At 66.8% G+C, this 14,964-nt stretch carries 12 protein-coding genes; 7 read left to right on the forward strand and 5 right to left on the reverse strand.

The features are described 5' to 3' along the window. The first annotated feature begins 2 nt into the window (after window positions 1-2). From FHW79_RS10445 to FHW79_RS10460, 4 genes are all read left to right on the forward strand, one after another. On the forward strand, window positions 3-1,493 hold the full coding sequence (locus tag FHW79_RS10445) for a PAS domain-containing sensor histidine kinase (RefSeq protein ID WP_183178867.1): 1,491 nt from the start codon (window positions 3-5) through the stop codon (window positions 1,491-1,493). Further along, window positions 1,483-2,175, forward strand: coding sequence for a response regulator (locus FHW79_RS10450; protein WP_211108218.1), 693 nt, complete (start codon window positions 1,483-1,485; stop codon window positions 2,173-2,175). Before FHW79_RS10445 ends, FHW79_RS10450 begins: the two co-directional genes overlap by 11 nt. A 144-nt stretch (window positions 2,176-2,319) precedes the next feature. Further along, on the forward strand, window positions 2,320-2,709 hold the full coding sequence (locus FHW79_RS10455; protein ID WP_035683743.1) for a response regulator: 390 nt from the start codon (window positions 2,320-2,322) through the stop codon (window positions 2,707-2,709). A gap of 78 nt (window positions 2,710-2,787) precedes the next feature. After that, on the forward strand, window positions 2,788-3,492 hold the full coding sequence (locus FHW79_RS10460; protein WP_183178868.1) for a nitroreductase: 705 nt from the start codon (window positions 2,788-2,790) through the stop codon (window positions 3,490-3,492). 399 nt (window positions 3,493-3,891) lie between these two features. Here the strand turns inward: FHW79_RS10460 and FHW79_RS10465 are convergent, their stop codons facing one another. Further along, window positions 3,892-5,919, reverse strand: a complete 2,028-nt coding sequence (locus tag FHW79_RS10465; protein ID WP_183178869.1) for a hypothetical protein — start codon at window positions 5,917-5,919, stop codon at window positions 3,892-3,894. Between the two features lie 710 nt (window positions 5,920-6,629). Between FHW79_RS10465 and FHW79_RS10470 the strand changes: the two genes are divergently transcribed. Next, window positions 6,630-7,484 carry a hypothetical protein gene (locus FHW79_RS10470; protein WP_183178870.1) on the forward strand — a complete coding sequence of 285 codons (855 nt, stop codon included), beginning with the start codon at window positions 6,630-6,632 and terminating at the stop codon, window positions 7,482-7,484. A 44-nt stretch (window positions 7,485-7,528) separates the two neighbouring features. Beyond that, entirely contained in the window at window positions 7,529-8,107 is a 579-nt protein-coding gene (locus FHW79_RS10475) for a YceI family protein (protein ID WP_183178871.1), read from the forward strand. Window positions 8,108-8,116: 9 nt separating this feature from the next. On the opposite strand, the gene FHW79_RS10480 is transcribed toward FHW79_RS10475, so the two are convergent. Continuing rightward, window positions 8,117-8,815, reverse strand: coding sequence for a Crp/Fnr family transcriptional regulator (locus FHW79_RS10480; protein ID WP_183178872.1), 699 nt, complete (start codon window positions 8,813-8,815; stop codon window positions 8,117-8,119). A gap of 144 nt (window positions 8,816-8,959) precedes the next feature. Here FHW79_RS10480 and FHW79_RS10485 point away from each other — a divergent pair, with 144 nt between their 5' ends. Further along, window positions 8,960-10,660, forward strand: a complete 1,701-nt coding sequence (locus FHW79_RS10485) for an adenylate/guanylate cyclase domain-containing protein (protein ID WP_183178873.1) — start codon at window positions 8,960-8,962, stop codon at window positions 10,658-10,660. 54 nt (window positions 10,661-10,714) lie between these two features. On the opposite strand, the gene FHW79_RS10490 is transcribed toward FHW79_RS10485, so the two are convergent. The 3 genes from FHW79_RS10490 to FHW79_RS10500 all read right to left on the reverse strand — a co-directional run bounded on the left by FHW79_RS10490 (window position 10,715) and on the right by FHW79_RS10500 (window position 14,962). Next, window positions 10,715-11,368 carry a TerC family protein gene (locus FHW79_RS10490; RefSeq protein WP_183178874.1) on the reverse strand — a complete coding sequence of 218 codons (654 nt, stop codon included), beginning with the start codon at window positions 11,366-11,368 and terminating at the stop codon, window positions 10,715-10,717. Window positions 11,369-11,537: 169 nt separating this feature from the next. Beyond that, window positions 11,538-12,236, reverse strand: a complete 699-nt coding sequence (locus tag FHW79_RS10495; RefSeq protein ID WP_183178875.1) for a response regulator transcription factor — start codon at window positions 12,234-12,236, stop codon at window positions 11,538-11,540. Further along, window positions 12,233-14,962 carry a sensor histidine kinase KdpD gene (locus FHW79_RS10500; protein WP_183178876.1) on the reverse strand — a complete coding sequence of 910 codons (2,730 nt, stop codon included), beginning with the start codon at window positions 14,960-14,962 and terminating at the stop codon, window positions 12,233-12,235. Before FHW79_RS10500 ends, FHW79_RS10495 begins: the two co-directional genes overlap by 4 nt. Between the last annotated feature and the right edge of the window lie 2 nt (window positions 14,963-14,964).

Below are 14,964 nucleotides of genomic sequence, written 5' to 3' on the forward strand. Positions count from 1 at the left end.
TCATGCTGCGCTTTCAGGCCATGCTGGACACGGTGCCGGACGGGATCGTCATCATCGATGCCGAAGGGCGCATCCAGACCTTCAACCCGGCCTGCGAGCGGCTGTTCGGCTGGACGGCGGCGGAGGTCATCGGCCACAACGTCAAGATGCTGATGCCGCCACCCTACCGGGAGGAGCATGACGGCTACCTGGAGCGCTACCAGCGGACCGGGGAGCGCCGGATCATCGGCATCGGGCGCGAGGTCACCGGCCTGCGCCGCGACGGCACCACCTTCCCGATGGAGCTGTCGGTCGGCGAGGCCTGCCGGGAAGCCGGCGGCGGCGGGGTCTACATCGGCATCATCCGCGACATCAGCGAGCGCAAGCGGGCCGAAACCGCCCTTCGGGAGCGCGAGGCCCGCCTCACCTCCATCCTGGAGACCGTGCCCGAGGCGATCATCGTCATCAGCGAGCGCGGCCTGATCGAGTCCTTCAGCCCGGCGGCGGAGCGGCTGTTCGGCTACAGCGCCGCCGAGGTGACGGGGCGGAATGTCAGCATGCTGATGCCCTCCCCCTACCGGGAGCAGCACGACCGCTACATGGACCATTACCTGACCACGGGCGAGCGCCGGATCATCGGCATCGGGCGGGTCGTCTCCGGCCTGCGCCGCGACGGTTCGGTCTTCCCGATGGAACTGGCGGTCGGCGAGGTGCAGCTGGCCGGGCACCGCTGCTTCACCGGCTTCATCCGCGACCTGACCGAGCGGCAGGCGACCGAGAAGCGCCTGCAGGAGCTTCAGGCGGAGCTTCTCCACGTCAGCCGGGTCAGCGCCATGGGCCAGATGGCCTCCACCCTGGCGCACGAGTTGAACCAGCCGCTGACCGCCGTCATCAACTACGCCAAGGCGGTGAAGCGCCTGCTCGACCGTCCGGACGGGGCGGACAAGGCGCGGGAGACGATGGACAAGGCCACCGCCCAAGCCGCCCGCGCCGGCCAGATAATCCGCCGCCTGCGCAACTTCATCGAGAAGGGCCAGACCGAGCACACGGTGGAGAGCATCGGCAAGGTGGTGGAGGAGGCCAGCGCCCTCGCCCTGGTCGGCGCCAAGGAGCGCGGCGTCCATGTCCGGCTGGAGATGAGCGGCGACGAACGGCCGGTGCTGATCGACAAGATCCAGATCCAGCAGGTCGTCCTCAACCTCGTCCGCAACGCCATCGAGGCCATGGCCGAGTCGGAGATTCGGGAATTGACCGTCACCACCGGTCCCGACCCGGAGTCGGCGGCGCTGATGCGCGTCACCGTGCGCGACACCGGCCCCGGCCTGAACGAGACCGTCCTGGCCCAGCTTTTCCAGCCCTTCGTCACCACCAAGGAGAAGGGGATGGGGCTCGGCCTGTCGATCTGCCGGTCGATCATCGAGGCCCATGGCGGCCGCCTGTGGTTGGAACCGGGGGACGGAGGGGCCACCTTTGCCTTCACCGTGCCGGTTGCCGGAGAGGATGATGCGCCCTGAGTCCCCATTGCCGCCCGAACTTCCCCCGTCGGACATGACGGTCTTCGTCCTGGACGACGACGAGGCGGTGCGCGATTCCGTCGTGATCCTGCTGGAATGCGAGGGCTTCCGGGTCGAGAGCTTCGCGTCCCCCGTCGCCTTCCTGGAATCGGACGCGCCGTCGCGCCCCGGCTGCCTGCTGGTCGATGTGCGGATGCCGCAGATGAGCGGGCTCGACGTGCAGGAACGGCTGGTGCAGGAGGGGCGCGGCCTGCCGGTGATCGTCATGACCGGCCACGCCGATGTGCCCCTGGCGGTGCGCGCCATGAAGGCCGGCGCCATCGACTTCGTTGAGAAGCCCTTCGACGAGCAGGCCCTGATCGGCAGCGTGAAGGCCGCCCTGGCCCGCGCCGTTCCGCCCGCCGCCCCGCAGGCGGCCCAGGCGCCGGCCCCCGCCCCGGCCGCCCCCGCCGCGTCGCCGGAGGTGCTGGAGCGGCTGTCCAGCCTGACGCCGCGGGAGCGCGACGTGCTGCAATGGCTGGTCGAGGGCAAGTCGAACAAGGTCATCGCCTTCGAGCTGTCCATCAGCCCGCGCACGGTCGAAATCCACCGCGCCCGCGTGATGGAGAAGATGCGCGCCGACAGCCTGCCCTCGCTGGTCCGCATGGCGCTGTCCGCCGGGATCACCCCCAAAGGGGAGTGATTCGGGCCGCTGGGCGGCTCCGGCGGCGACTGATCCACATCAAAACCGCGCCCGATAAGGGGAACTCCGTATTCCGGCACCGCCGGTCGGCTTCTATCTTCCCTGTAACGCCCCGCCAACGGGCGTCATACCGCGTGATTTCCGATGCTGGAGGCAGTCTTGGCCGAACCGGGCGATAGCATCGTCTACATCGTCGACGACGACGAGCCGGTGCGGGACTCGATGAAGGCGCTGCTCGAAGCCTGTGCCTTCGAAGTGCGCGACTACGCGTCGTGCCAGAGTTTCATGGATCAGTACAACGGCAAGCCGTCGGGCTGCCTCGTCCTCGACCTGCATCTGCCGGTGATGAGCGGGCTGGAGTTCATCGAGCGCTTCGGCGCGAACCTGCATGGCCTGCCCGTCATCATGGTGTCGGGGCGCGGCGATCCCGCCACCTTCGCCCGCGCGCGGGAGGCCGGGGTGACCGCCTTCCTGGAAAAGCCATTCGAAGAAGACCAGCTCCTTGACGCGGTGCAGCGCCTGCTGCCAGCCTGACCGCCCGTCTCCTAATCTGAGAGGGCCGCCGTTCCCCGGACAGGGTTCGCACGACACCGTCCACCGTGGAGCGCGCCCATGGCGTCCGAAGCCCCCTCCCCCCGCCCCCTATCCGCCCTGGACGCCGTGCGCAGCCGCCGCAGCGTCCGCGCCTTCACCGCCGAGCCGGTGCCGCGCGCCGTGGTGGAGGAAATCCTCGCCGCCGCCAGCCGGGCGCCCAGCGGGTCGAACATCCAGCCCTGGAAGGTCCATGCGGTGGCCGGCGCGGCCCGCGAGGCGCTGTCGGCCGAGCTGCGCGCCGCCCATTTCGACCCGGTGGACGATCAGGCCGGGGCGGAATACACCTATTACCCGACCCAGTGGTTCGAGCCCTATCTGGGGCGGCGCCGCAAGATCGGCTGGGACCTCTACGGCCTGCTCGGCATCGCCAAGGGCGACCGCGCGGCGATGGCGGAGCAGCACGCCCGCAACTACGACTTCTTCGGCGCCCCGGTCGGGCTGTTCTTCACCATGGACCGGCGGATGGAGCAGGGAAGCTGGCTCGACGTCGGCATGTTCATGGAGAATGTGATGGTGGCGGCGCGGGGCTTTGGGCTGGACACCTGCCCGCAGGCCGCCTTCATCACCCATCACCGCATCGTCCGCCGCCATCTCGCCATCCCGGACACCGACATCCTGCTGAGTGGCATGGCGCTGGGCCACGCCGACCCCGACGCGCCGGAAAACCGCCTGGAGACCGAGCGCGCCCCGGTCGCCGACTTCACCCGCTTCCACGGATTCTGACGCCTCTTCCCAATCCCGGAGTGGGAGGAGAACGCCAAGGGCGCGGCCCCCTTACGTGACGGCGCCGGTCCATATTGACGCCCGGACGGTCGGCGTTCGCCGCCGACCGATGCCGAATACACCGATCCGGCAGCGCGGAAGGGGCAAGGGTGAAGCCGACCGGAGGGGAAAGGGGCATCAGCGCCCGCCTTGACACGAAGCGTCACCGGTTCAGCTGTCGCTTTTGGGGCGCTCTCGAACGTCAAAATCTGACCCAAAGCGGACATCTGATACTAATTTGCTGTACGTCCACCAAGTCTCCGCTTGACGGGAAAGAGCAGTTTCCCAAACCAGACCTTTCTCTTGCGCCTATGCCTCGCTAAGAAGCCAAGTCCATGCCTAAATAGGCCGTTAGAAAAGTCAATCCGGCTCGCCGACGATGTCTGATCCGCTGACGCCGACACTCGCGAGTGCTTGCGCGATGGACGCGTCAACCCGCATTGTAAGCGGCTCTTCGTATGAGTGTTCGTACATAAGTCTTTGCTGTAACACTCCGGTCAGATTTATGGTGGGAAAGCCTGTCGGAGCCAACTCCTTGATCAGTTGAGATAGTGGCTCGATCCATACTGACGCCGCCTCGGTAGGGTCAACTACCTCGAAAAGGCGCCTCAGAACTCGTTCAACCAAATCAGCCAATCCACGAATGCTGAGGGTGGTTAAGAGTCCGTCGTGTTGCCATGTGATCGCCACCGCAACGCCAGTGATGCGGCTATTTTCGATGTCAACACGTAGTGCAGGTGCTAGGCCCGTAACAACATCGATCATATACTGCGGAAAATCTGGTGAATTCCCAAATAGCATTTGCGGCAAATTCAATTTGCCATCAGAAAACTCGACTGAAATTGCATCATTAAATTGGATTTTACTTCGAAAGAATTGCTCTATAGCGGCGCAGCCTGTTTCAAAGGCATGGACGATTTGGCCGTTAGGAAGCGTCATTTCCCACGAATTAATCATAAATCTTTGGACGCGATTCCAATCATCGGAAGTTTGCGGAGCTTCAAGGACGATCATAGCGCACAGGTCAGGTTCTGTTGCAGCCGGTTCATCAGGTGGAGGAGCAGATGGCTGCTGCTCATCTGCCTCAGATGTGCCAAGATATTCAGGAACCAGCGGATTGCCACGAAAGAAATCGTTCAGCAACCTCTTCCAACGATCGACTGGCATGGGACCGTCAAAGCGGAACAGCTTCGTATAGTCTGATCGCTTTCCTGCGCGGTCGATCGCAGTATCAATGCGATCGAGATAGTTGTTAGCTGCATATGATCTGATGGCCCCATCAAAATGAGTAATGCTATTTAGGCTCAATGAGTACTCGGCGTGAGCATATCGGCACCCGAAATAGTCATTTCCAAGACTGTCAGCGGAATTTTCTATCAACTCCTCGATTTCAAAAGTACGGTACTCTATATTCTTATCATCCTCAGTCCGTGATTCGGCTGACTTCCACCAGACCTGCGTCCGGTCGACGCCTTCGAAATATCGGTTTCGATTGTCCGCTTTGAGTTCGGTCACGCCGCTTGGAAGCGAGGCAATATCATCAGTGAAGCGCGGACCTCGCCAATATTCTTGCTCCAAAAGGAAATTTACGGTCTGCGAATGGCCAATCAAATCCGGATCAAGTCGCAGCCGGGGCTTCACCTTATCGAGATCAGCCGATGCTACATCAAAGCTATTCAGAAAGTAGCCGTTGAGCTTGTTCTGATGTGAGAAACTTCGACGGAAGTAACGATGGGCGAATAAGACTAATCCTCGTTCATCATCAATAAAAACTCCTGGCTGCACTTGTTTTAAGAGCTTTGTTAGCGCTCGATAATCCGTCAGCCCATCCTTGTCAACCAAGCCGCTGCTATGGCTGAAGAGATTAGGGTAAAGTTCGGCTGCAAGGTTGATGCGAGAGATAACGCATGCCTCAATCCGAAGATAGACTCCATCCCCTAATTGGCTTGGGCTTATGCGTTGGACCAATTCCTCTTGATAAACTTGCATTCCTTCACGGTGGAAATGGCTCCAATAGGCCGATGTAATCGAATTGAGAGCCGTCTTCTCTTCATCAGTCTCAACTTGATGGAATACCCCAAAAAGTCTTACCATTGCACCATCAATGACATGTCCTAATATTTCCATCCAACCGGCGGGGCGGTGCATGTCGTGCTGAATGTAGCTCGGAGTGCCAGGAGGGAGCCCTGCTTTGACGCTATCCTTGGAATGCGTCTCGACGCCGCTCATCAGTTCTGATGCGGGAATGCAAATGCCAGCTTTATTTATTTGATCTGTAGCAATTATTACAATTTCTTGTTTCATCTTGCCTCTGCGTTGAATATTAGCAGGATGTTGGAAAAGATATTCAGTCTCGCAAACCAATCCTGATTTCTGGCCGTAGTGCATGAATAAGGGGCTGGTAATGCGGCCACGGGACCGATCTTCCCCAACGCTCTATCGGCCAACTTGTAGATTATCCGTAAGAGATGATCTTTGCGGACCTGCTTCTCCAAGTCGGTGCAGGAATTTACTTTTCGTAACAGCTTCTCTGTGCCTCGCATTATCCGCCGACGCCAACCGCGTGATTAATTTCAAATCATAGCCATAATCCAGCAGGCTACAACGTTTTGCAATAGCCGGCTGAAAGCAGAAAGTTGCGGTAGAGAGTGCGCGAACCATCCTGCCAAACGGCCTGTTGCCGGCTAAAATGAAAATTTATTACCAACCTACGTATACGATGGATTAGCAGATCCGTAGTTTATCGGGGACGCTTCTTAGTAAATCACGCAGTCATTTGGAATGCAACCTTGTCCGCTTCTGGCGCTGAACCGACACATGCAAGTGACCGTCCAGGGAGCAGCCCTGACCTTTGCAACATTGCAGCCATCCTCCAACCCGACACTGAAGGCACACACGAGTTGAACAGTCGTTCCGCTCCAACGGCGTCGACCACGCCCAAAAACCCGGTCACCCGCGTTCGCAATGTGCGTTTTCGCACAGGCGCCGGGCGCCCGTGACGGCACTCTCCAGCCGCGCCGCGAAGCGCTGGCCTGACCGTTCCATCCCGGCAGGCTCCGCCCCGCGTCCCGTTTCCTGCGGCTTGGAGTGTTCCGACGATGGCTCTGCTCGATGATCTTGTGGTGCAGACCGCCCTGTTTCCCCTGGTGGTCGGCGTCGTCGCCGTCGGTGTGGTCCGTCTCGCCGGCGGGCGCACGCGGGGTCCCCGGTTGGCGGCGGCGGGTGTTGCCGCCGCCTTCCTGGCGGCCTACGCGCTGATCGTCGGCCTGCCCGCCCTGCCCCCGCCCTCCAGCATGGGCCGCCTGTTCTGGAGCGCGGTGGCCGGTCTGGTCATCGGAGTCGGCGCCGACCTCGCCGGGCTCGACCGCCGCCGCGGCACGCTGCTGCTCGGCGCCTGGGTGACGGCGTCCTTGCTGTGGATCGCCCTGCCGGTGCTGCCGGGCGGCCTGGACACCATCACCGCCGCGGTCCTGCTGCTGGCCGGCGGATGGATCGCCCTGTCGCGCACCGCCGGCGAGGGCGAGGGGGCGACGACGCCCGGCGTCGCCCTGCTGGCCGCCGCGGTGGCGGTGGGCGGGGTGGCGCTGGTCGGCGCCTCGGCTTCCGTCGCCCAGCTCGCCTTCGCGCTGGCCGCGGCCACCGGCGGCCTGCTGCTGTGGAACTGGCCGGTGGAGCGCCACGCCTGGGGCAACGCCGGTCAGGCGGCGCTGGGCATCCTGGTGCTGCTGGCCGCCACCCTGACCTTCTTCTCCTCCGCCCACGCCGAAGCCCTGCTGCTCGTCCTTCCGGCCTTCTTCGCCGACCGGCTGCGCGACCGCCTGCCCCTGCCGCGCACCGCCGCGGGACGGGCGATGGGCACCGTGGCGCTGACCGTCCTCGCCCTGGTGCCGGCCATCGCCGCCGTGGGCGTCGCCTTCCTTCTCTCCGCCGGTTCCGACGTGTCCGGCTACTGACCCACCCCAGTCATTCCCTTCCATCCGACAAAGGACTCCGAATCATGAAGCGTCTTCTCGCCGCCGCCGCCCTCTCGGCCCTCGTCGCCCTGCCGATGACCGCCCAGGCCGCCCCGGTCGCCTACAAGCTCGACCCGGCCCACACCGCCGTGGTCTTCATCGTCGACCATCTGGGCTTCTCCAAGGCCGTGGGCAGCTTCAACACGGTGGCCGGCGAGCTGTCCTTCGACAAGGACGCCGCGGACAAGAGCAGCCTGTCGGTGACCATCGACACCACCAGCATCGACACCAACCACGCCAAGCGCGACGAGCACCTGAAGTCGCCGGACTTCTTCAACGTGAAGGAGTTCCCGAAGCTGACCTTCAAGAGCACCAAGATCGAGAAGACCGGCGACAAGACCGGCAAGCTGCACGGCGACCTGACCCTGCTGGGCGTCACCAAGCCGGTGGTCCTCGACGTGACCTTCAACAAGGACGGCGTCAGCCCGGCCAGCAAGCAGGAGACGGTCGGCTTCTCCGCCCGCGGCACGATCAAGCGCTCCGACTTCGGCATGAAGTACGGCGTGCCAAACATCGGCGACGACATCCAGATCATCATCGAGTCCGAGGCGGTGAAGGCGTAAGACGCGCCGTCAGTCCTCCTCCGCCGCCTGCCGGACCCGCTCCCGCAGGCGGCGGGTGTCGAGCAGGACCAGAGCGCCCCGCCGCTTCTCCAGCAGCCCGTCGCGCTCCAGGGCGCTCAGTTCCCGCGAGACCGCCTCGCGCCGGGTGCTGACGCGGGCGGCGAGGTCAGCATGGGGCGGCGGCGGGGAGATGACCGCGCTGTGTTCCCCCCGCCCCTCCGGCCGGGCCAGCCGCAGCAGCTCGGCGTAGATGCGGTGGCGCACGTCCAGCGTGTTGAACTCGTTCACCCGCGTGGCGAGCTTCCGAATCTCCCCGGCCAGCAGGACCATCACCTGGTCGCAGACGTCGGGGTGGCGGTGGATGCAGTCGCGGAACAGCGGGGCGGGCATGCAGGCGACCGTGGCGTTGGTCACGGCGAGGATGCCGGCGGAGCGCGCCTTGCCATCGATGGCCGCCAGTTCCCCGAAGAACTCCCCGGCGGGGATGTCGCGCAGGATCACCATCCGCCCGGAGATCGCGCGGATCGTCACCCGCACCAGACCGGCGGCGACGACGAAGACGTCGGTGCCCTCATCCTCGAAATCGATGATCCATTGCCCGGCCTCCACCCGGCGCCAGAGGCAGCGGTCCTCCAGCGCCCGCAGCTCGTCGGGAGACAGGGAGCGGAACAGCGCCGCCCCGGCCAGCGTTTCGGTCCGGCGCCTCATGAACGGGTGTGGGTGTCGGGCTGTGGCATGGCGCGGGATGATCTCATAGGATACCAAGGGACGCCACGCAGAAGCCGAGCCCGCCGACCGACATGACGATCGTCCCTTCCGCCGCCCGGCCCCGTCCATGACCCGGAACCGTTCATGAAACGCCGGATTGAACGCCCGTTGCGCCTGTTCACCGGCCTGACGCTGTTCACCTTCGTCATCACCCACTTCCTCGCCCACGCCGCCGGCCTGCTGCTGCTGCCGGGGATGGAGGTGGCGCGGCGCACCCTGCTGTGGGTGTGGGACACGCCGCCGGGGCAGGCGCTGCTCGCCGGCTCCTTCGTCACCCACGCCGGGCTGGGGCTGTGGGCGCTGTACCGGCGCCGCCATCTGCGCATGCCCGCCGGGGAGGCATGGCAGCTCGGACTCGGCCTGTGCATCCCGTTGCTGCTGATCTCCCACGGCATGGCCGGGATGCTGTCGGACGACCTCTACAACGACCCGCTGACCTACCCGCGCGCGATCGTCCTCTACTGGATCACCGCGCCGGAAACCCTGCTGTGGCGCCAGCTCCTGCTGCTGGTGATCGTGTGGATCCACGGCTGCATCGGGGTGCGGGGCTGGCTGATGACGAAGCCCTGGTACCGGCGCCGTGCCGCGATGCTCGGCGCCTTCGCCATGCTGCTGCCCCTGCTGGCGCTGGCCGGGATCGTCAACGCCGGCTGGGACGCCGAGCGCCGGGCCGCCGCCGACCCGGCCTATCTGGAGCAGTTCCGCCCGCCGCCCGCCGGCACGCCGGAGGCGGAGAACCGCGCCGCACTGGCGGCGATCAGCGGCGGCGTGTTCAACACCTACGTCCTGCTGCTGGTCGGCACGCTGGGAATGCGGCAATACCGCAACTGGCGGGCGCGGGCGACCAGCCCGGTGCGCATCGCCTATCCCGGCGGGCGTGCGGTCACCGTTCCGCGCGGCACCTCGGTTCTGGAGGCCAGCCGGGCCAACGGCATCCCGCACACGGCGCTGTGCGGCGGGCGCGGGCGCTGCTCCACCTGCCGCATCCGGGTGACCGAGGGGGCGGACGCCCTGCCGCCGCCCAACGCCACGGAACGCGCGGTGCTGGAGCGGATGAAGGCGCCGCGTGCCGTCCGCCTCGCCTGCCAGCTCCGCCCGGTGGCGCCGCTGTCGGTGACGCCGCTGCTGTCGGCGCGGGACAATGGGCGCACCTTCGCCGTCACCGCCCCCATGGACAGCGGGCGGGAACTGGCGATCACCGCGCTGTTCGTGGATCTGCGGGGATCGACCTCGCTGGCGGCGGAGCGGCTGCCCTTCGACGCGCTGTTCATCGTCACCCGCTACGTCCAGGTGGTCACCGACGCGATCCGGCAGCACGGCGGCTACGTCATCGCCATCGCCGGCGACGGGGTGATGGGCATGTTCGCGAACGAGGCGGACCCGACCGCGGCGGCGGCCAGCGCGCTACGCGCCACCGCCGACCTGTGGCGCGACATCGAGGTGCTGAGCCGCGACCTCGCGGAGGAGCTGGACCAGCCGCTGGCCTTCGGGGCCGGGGTGCATTCCGGCCTCGCCGTGGTCGGGGCGGTGGCCTGCTCGGAGGACGGGTCGCTCCAGTTCATCGGCGACACCGGCAACGTCGCCGCAAGGCTGGAGGAGATGACCAAGACGCTGGGCGCCACCGTGGTCTTCTCCGACGCGGCCGCCGAACTGGCGGGGCTCCGGCAGCTGGAGAAGCTGGAGCGCCGGGAGGTGGCAATCCGGGGCCGCGACGGCACGCTGGGGGTGCGGACGGTCCAGCGCCAGGAGGATTTGCGGGCGCTGCTGGAGGGCGCTGGCGCCTGAAGAAAAACCCCCGCCGGAGGGCGGGGGTTTTCGATTGTCAGAACGGATGGGGCATCAGATCAGGTGGGCCTGGGCCAGAACCTCGTTGCCGCCGCGCCAGATCATGTCGAGCGCCACGTAGGTGATGATGGCGAGGCCGATCCAGCCGATCCAGCGGTGCTTGTGCAGGATGTGGGCGATCATGTTGGCCGCCGCCCCCATCAGGACGACGGAGAGCAGCAGGCCGATGACCAGGACCGTCGGGTGGTCCTTGGCGGCGCCGGCCACCGCCAGCACGTTGTCGAGCGACATCGACACGTCCGCCACCACGATCTGCCAGACCGCCGCGCCGAAGGTGGTCGTCGCGACCGCCGCGCCGACGGCGGCGTCCCCGGAGCCGTTCGCGGCCAGCGCCTCGTCGGGCGTCACCTCGTCCGCCCCTCCGGAGCGCAGCTCACGGTACATCTTCCAGCAGACCCAGAGCAGCAGGACGCCGCCGGCCAGGGTCAGCCCGATGATGGCGAGAAGCTGGGTGGTGATCAGGGCGAAGAAGATGCGCAGAATGATGGCGGCGCCGATACCCCAGAAGATCACCTTGCGGCGTTGCTCCACGGGAACGGCGGCGGCGGCCATGCCGACGACGATGGCGTTGTCGCCGGCGAGAACGAGGTCGATGGCGACCACCTGCCCAAGGGCGGTGAGCTGAGACCAGAGATCGACGCTTTCCATATAAAAATCTCTTCGAAGGCTGCGGGTGGGCTCAATGGCGGTGTGCGGTCATCTCTTTTTTGGGGCTTGCGCTTGAAACAGCGGCCCTGGGGGTTCTGTCGCACGAATCCAAACACGGCGCAGCAGGTTTAGCGTGCAGCGGTGGGTTGCAACGGATGTGGGGGCGGCGTCAATCCGGCGCGCGCAGCCGGTAGCCGACGCCGGTCTCGGTCAGGATGTGCGAGGGGCGCTCCGGCTCCGCCTCGATCTTCTGGCGGAGCTGGCGGATGTAGATGCGCAGATACTGCACGTCGGTGTCCGCACCCCAGACCTCCTTCAGGATGAAACGGTGGGTCAGCACCTTGCCGGCGTGGGCGACCAGCAGGCGCAGCAGGTCGTATTCGCGGGGAGACAGCTTCACCTCGGTGCCACGGACCGTCACGATCCGCCGCACCAGATCGACGGCGAGGTCGCCGCTGCGGAACAGCGGGCGCTCCCCCTGCTGCTGCAGGCGGTGGCGCAGGGCGGCGCGGATGCGGGCGAGCAGCTCGTCCATGCCGAAGGGCTTGGTCACATAGTCGTCGGCACCGAGGTCCAGCGCCTCCACCTTCCCCGCCTCGTCGGCGCGGCTCGACAGCACGATGATCGGAGCGGCCACCCCGTCGGCGCGCAGGCGGCGGATCACCTCCAGCCCGCCGATCCCCGGCAGGCCGAGGTCGAGCACCAGCAGGTCCGGCGGGTGCCGCCGCACCGCCTCCAGCGCACCCGCCCCGTCCTCCGCCTCTTCGATGTCGTAGCCCTGGGCGGACAGGGTGGTACGCAGGAAGCGGCGGATCGGCGGCTCGTCGTCGACCACCAGGACGCGCAGCGGCAGGGTGTCCGACCTCATGGCGTCCCCTCTTCCTCAAGGCCGGGCAGAGCAGCGGCGGCGGGCATGGTCAGGGTGAAGACGGCGCCGGAGCGGTCCTTGCGGTTGCCGGCGGCGATGGTGCCGCCCATCGCCTCGACGAAGCCGCGGCAGATCGCCAGCCCCAGCCCGGTCCCGGCGCGCTGCCGGTCCTGGGCCTGGACGCGGTAGAACTTGTCGAAGATGCGCTCGACATCCGCCGCCGGGATGCCGTCGCCCTCGTCCCGCACCTCGATGCGCACCCGACCATCCTCCCGCGACGCCCCGACCTCGATCCGCGAGCCTGTTGGCGCGTATTTGGCCGCGTTGTCCAGCAGATTGAAGAGAACCTGTTCGAACAGCACGTCGTCCGCCTCCAGCATCGGCAGGTCGGCGGCCAGATCGACGTCCACCCGGTGCCCGGCCAGGATGCGGCCCGCCCGCTCCAGCGCGCTGCCCACCGTCTCGGCCAGATCGACCGGGCCGGTGCGCGGGCGGATCGCCCCCGATTCCAGCCGCGTCATGTCCAGCAGGTTGGCGATGAAGCGGTTCAGCCGCTCCGCCTCCTCCTGGATGGTGGCGGCGAGGTCGCGGCGCGACGCCTCGTCCATCCCGGCGCCGTAGACGGTCAGGCTGGTCGCCGATCCCAGGATGGAGGCCAGCGGGGTCCGCAGGTCGTGGGAGATCGAGGTGAGCAGGGCCGAGCGCAGCCGCTCCGTCTCGGCGGCCAGACGGGCGCGATCCACATCCTCCGCCAGGGTGACGCGCTCGATGGCGAGCGCTGCCTGATCGGTCAGCGCGTCGAGCAGGCGGCGCTGGTCGGGGGTCAGCAGGGCGCCGGGCTTGCCGGTGCGGGCGGTGTCGGTGTCGATGCCGACCACCCCGACCGGGCCGCGCCCGGTGCGCAGGGGAAGGAACAGCCACTTGGCGCCTGGCAGCGTGTCCGAGCCGCGCCCGGCCGGCCGGTTGTTCTCCCACGCCCAGACGGCGGCGGCGAGGTCGGCCTCGCGCAGCTCGTCCTCCGGCGGGTAGCCGGCGCGGACGGAGACGGTGCCGCCTTCGGGCAGCAGCAGGACCACATGCACCTTCAGCATCGCGGCGATCTGGTGGGCGGTCGCCCACAGCAGGTCGTCCATGGTGACCACGCCGGCCAGCTTGCGGCTGAAGCCATAGAGATCCTCGGTCGTCTTGGCACGCAGCCGGGCGGTGACGGCCTGGGCGCGCACGCGGGCGGTCAGGTTGCTGGCGATCACCGCGACCACCGCGAAGAAGAACAGCGCGACGATGTTCTCCGGATCGGCGATGGAGAAGGTGTAGAGCGGGTTCAGGAAGAAGAAGTTGAAGGCCAGGATGCTGGCGACGCAGGCGTAAAGCGACGGCCCCAGCCCGCCGGTCACCGCGCTGGTCAGCACCGCCGTCAGGAAGACCAGCGCGACGTTGCTGACGTCCAGCACCTGCTGAAGCACCTCCCCGACGCCCAGCGCCAGCGCGACGTAGCCAGTGGCGGCGGCGTAGGGCCACCAGGACAGCGCCGGGCGCCGGGGGGCCGCGGTGCGCACCGTCTTGGGCGGAATCGGCTCCTCGGCGTCGTCGGCGATGACGTGGACGCTGATGCCGCCGGCCTGCCGGATCAGCCGGAAGGCGACGGAGCTGCGCAGCAACTCCGCCCAGGGGCCGCGGTGGGACTTGGCGATGACGATGTGGGCGACGTTGTTGGTCCGCGCATACTCGACCACCGTGCCGGCGACGTCGCCGCCGGGGATGGTCACCGCCTCGCCCCCCAGCTTCTCGACCAGCCGCAGCGCGTCGGCGATGCGGTCGCGCTCGGCCTCGGTCAGGCGCAGGCTGCGCGGAGTCTCCACATGCAGCGCGGTCCAGTGGGCGCGCAGCCGGTCGGCCTGACGGCGGGCGTAGCGGACAACGGCGGCGCAGGCCGGGTCTTCGTTCACGCAGACCAGCAGCCGCTCCCCCGCCGCCCAGGGGCCGGCGATGGCGTGGGCCTGCATGTGGGTGAGAAGCTGGTCGTCCACCCGCTGGGCGGTGCGCCGCAGCGCCAGCTCGCGCAGCGCCGTCAGGTTGCCGGGGGAGAAGTAATGGCGGATCGCGCGCTCGGCGGTGCGCGGGACATAGACCTTGCCGTCCTTCAGCCGCTGGATCAGGTCGTCCGGCGTGATGTCGATGACCTCGATGTCGTCGGCACGGTCCAGGATGGAATCCGGCACCGTCTCGCGCACGCGGACGCGGGTGATCCGGGCGACGACGTCGTTCAGGCTCTCCACATGCTGGATGTTCATCGTCGTGTAGACGTCGATCCCGGCGGCAAGGATCTCCTCCACGTCGAGGTAGCGCTTGGCGTGCCGGCTGCCGGGGGCGTTCGTGTGGGCCAGCTCGTCCACCAGCACGATGGCCGGACGCCGGGTGAGGATGGCGTCGAGGTCCATCTCGTCGAGCCGGCGGCCCTTGTACTCGACCTTGCGTCGGGGAAGGACCGTCAGGCCGGCGAGCAGCGCCTCGGTCTCGCGCCGGCCGTGGGTCTCGACCACGCCGACCACCACGTCCACCCCGTCGCGCCGCTTGGCCTGGGCGGTCAGCAGCATCTCATAGGTCTTGCCGACGCCGGGGGCGGCGCCCAGGAACAGCTTCAGCCGCCCGCGCCCCTCCCGCGCCGCCGCGCGCAGGAGCGCTTCGGGCGAAGGCCGGGCAACGGCGGCGGTTCGATCGTTCGGCATCG

It is taken from the genome of Azospirillum sp. OGB3, from assembly GCF_014192915.1.
Lineage (GTDB): Bacteria > Pseudomonadota > Alphaproteobacteria > Azospirillales > Azospirillaceae > Azospirillum.

Excerpts from the sequence above, each read along its gene's own strand:
- FHW79_RS10500 (WP_183178876.1), bottom strand. The coding sequence starts at position 14,962 with ATGCCGAACGATCGAACCGCCGCCGTTGCCCGGCCTTCGCCCGAAGCG.
- FHW79_RS10495 (WP_183178875.1), bottom strand. The coding sequence starts at position 12,236 with ATGAGGTCGGACACCCTGCCGCTGCGCGTCCTGGTGGTCGACGACGAG.
- FHW79_RS10460 (WP_183178868.1), top strand. The coding sequence starts at position 2,788 with ATGGCGTCCGAAGCCCCCTCCCCCCGCCCCCTATCCGCCCTGGACGCC.
- FHW79_RS10465 (WP_183178869.1), bottom strand. The coding sequence starts at position 5,919 with ATGCACTACGGCCAGAAATCAGGATTGGTTTGCGAGACTGAATATCTT.
- FHW79_RS10475 (WP_183178871.1), top strand. The coding sequence starts at position 7,529 with ATGAAGCGTCTTCTCGCCGCCGCCGCCCTCTCGGCCCTCGTCGCCCTG.
- FHW79_RS10450 (WP_211108218.1), top strand. The coding sequence starts at position 1,483 with ATGCGCCCTGAGTCCCCATTGCCGCCCGAACTTCCCCCGTCGGACATG.
- FHW79_RS10480 (WP_183178872.1), bottom strand. The coding sequence starts at position 8,815 with ATGAGGCGCCGGACCGAAACGCTGGCCGGGGCGGCGCTGTTCCGCTCC.
- FHW79_RS10455 (WP_035683743.1), top strand. The coding sequence starts at position 2,320 with ATGCTGGAGGCAGTCTTGGCCGAACCGGGCGATAGCATCGTCTACATC.
- FHW79_RS10485 (WP_183178873.1), top strand. The coding sequence starts at position 8,960 with ATGAAACGCCGGATTGAACGCCCGTTGCGCCTGTTCACCGGCCTGACG.
- FHW79_RS10470 (WP_183178870.1), top strand. The coding sequence starts at position 6,630 with ATGGCTCTGCTCGATGATCTTGTGGTGCAGACCGCCCTGTTTCCCCTG.
- FHW79_RS10490 (WP_183178874.1), bottom strand. The coding sequence starts at position 11,368 with ATGGAAAGCGTCGATCTCTGGTCTCAGCTCACCGCCCTTGGGCAGGTG.
- FHW79_RS10445 (WP_183178867.1), top strand. The coding sequence starts at position 3 with ATGCTGCGCTTTCAGGCCATGCTGGACACGGTGCCGGACGGGATCGTC.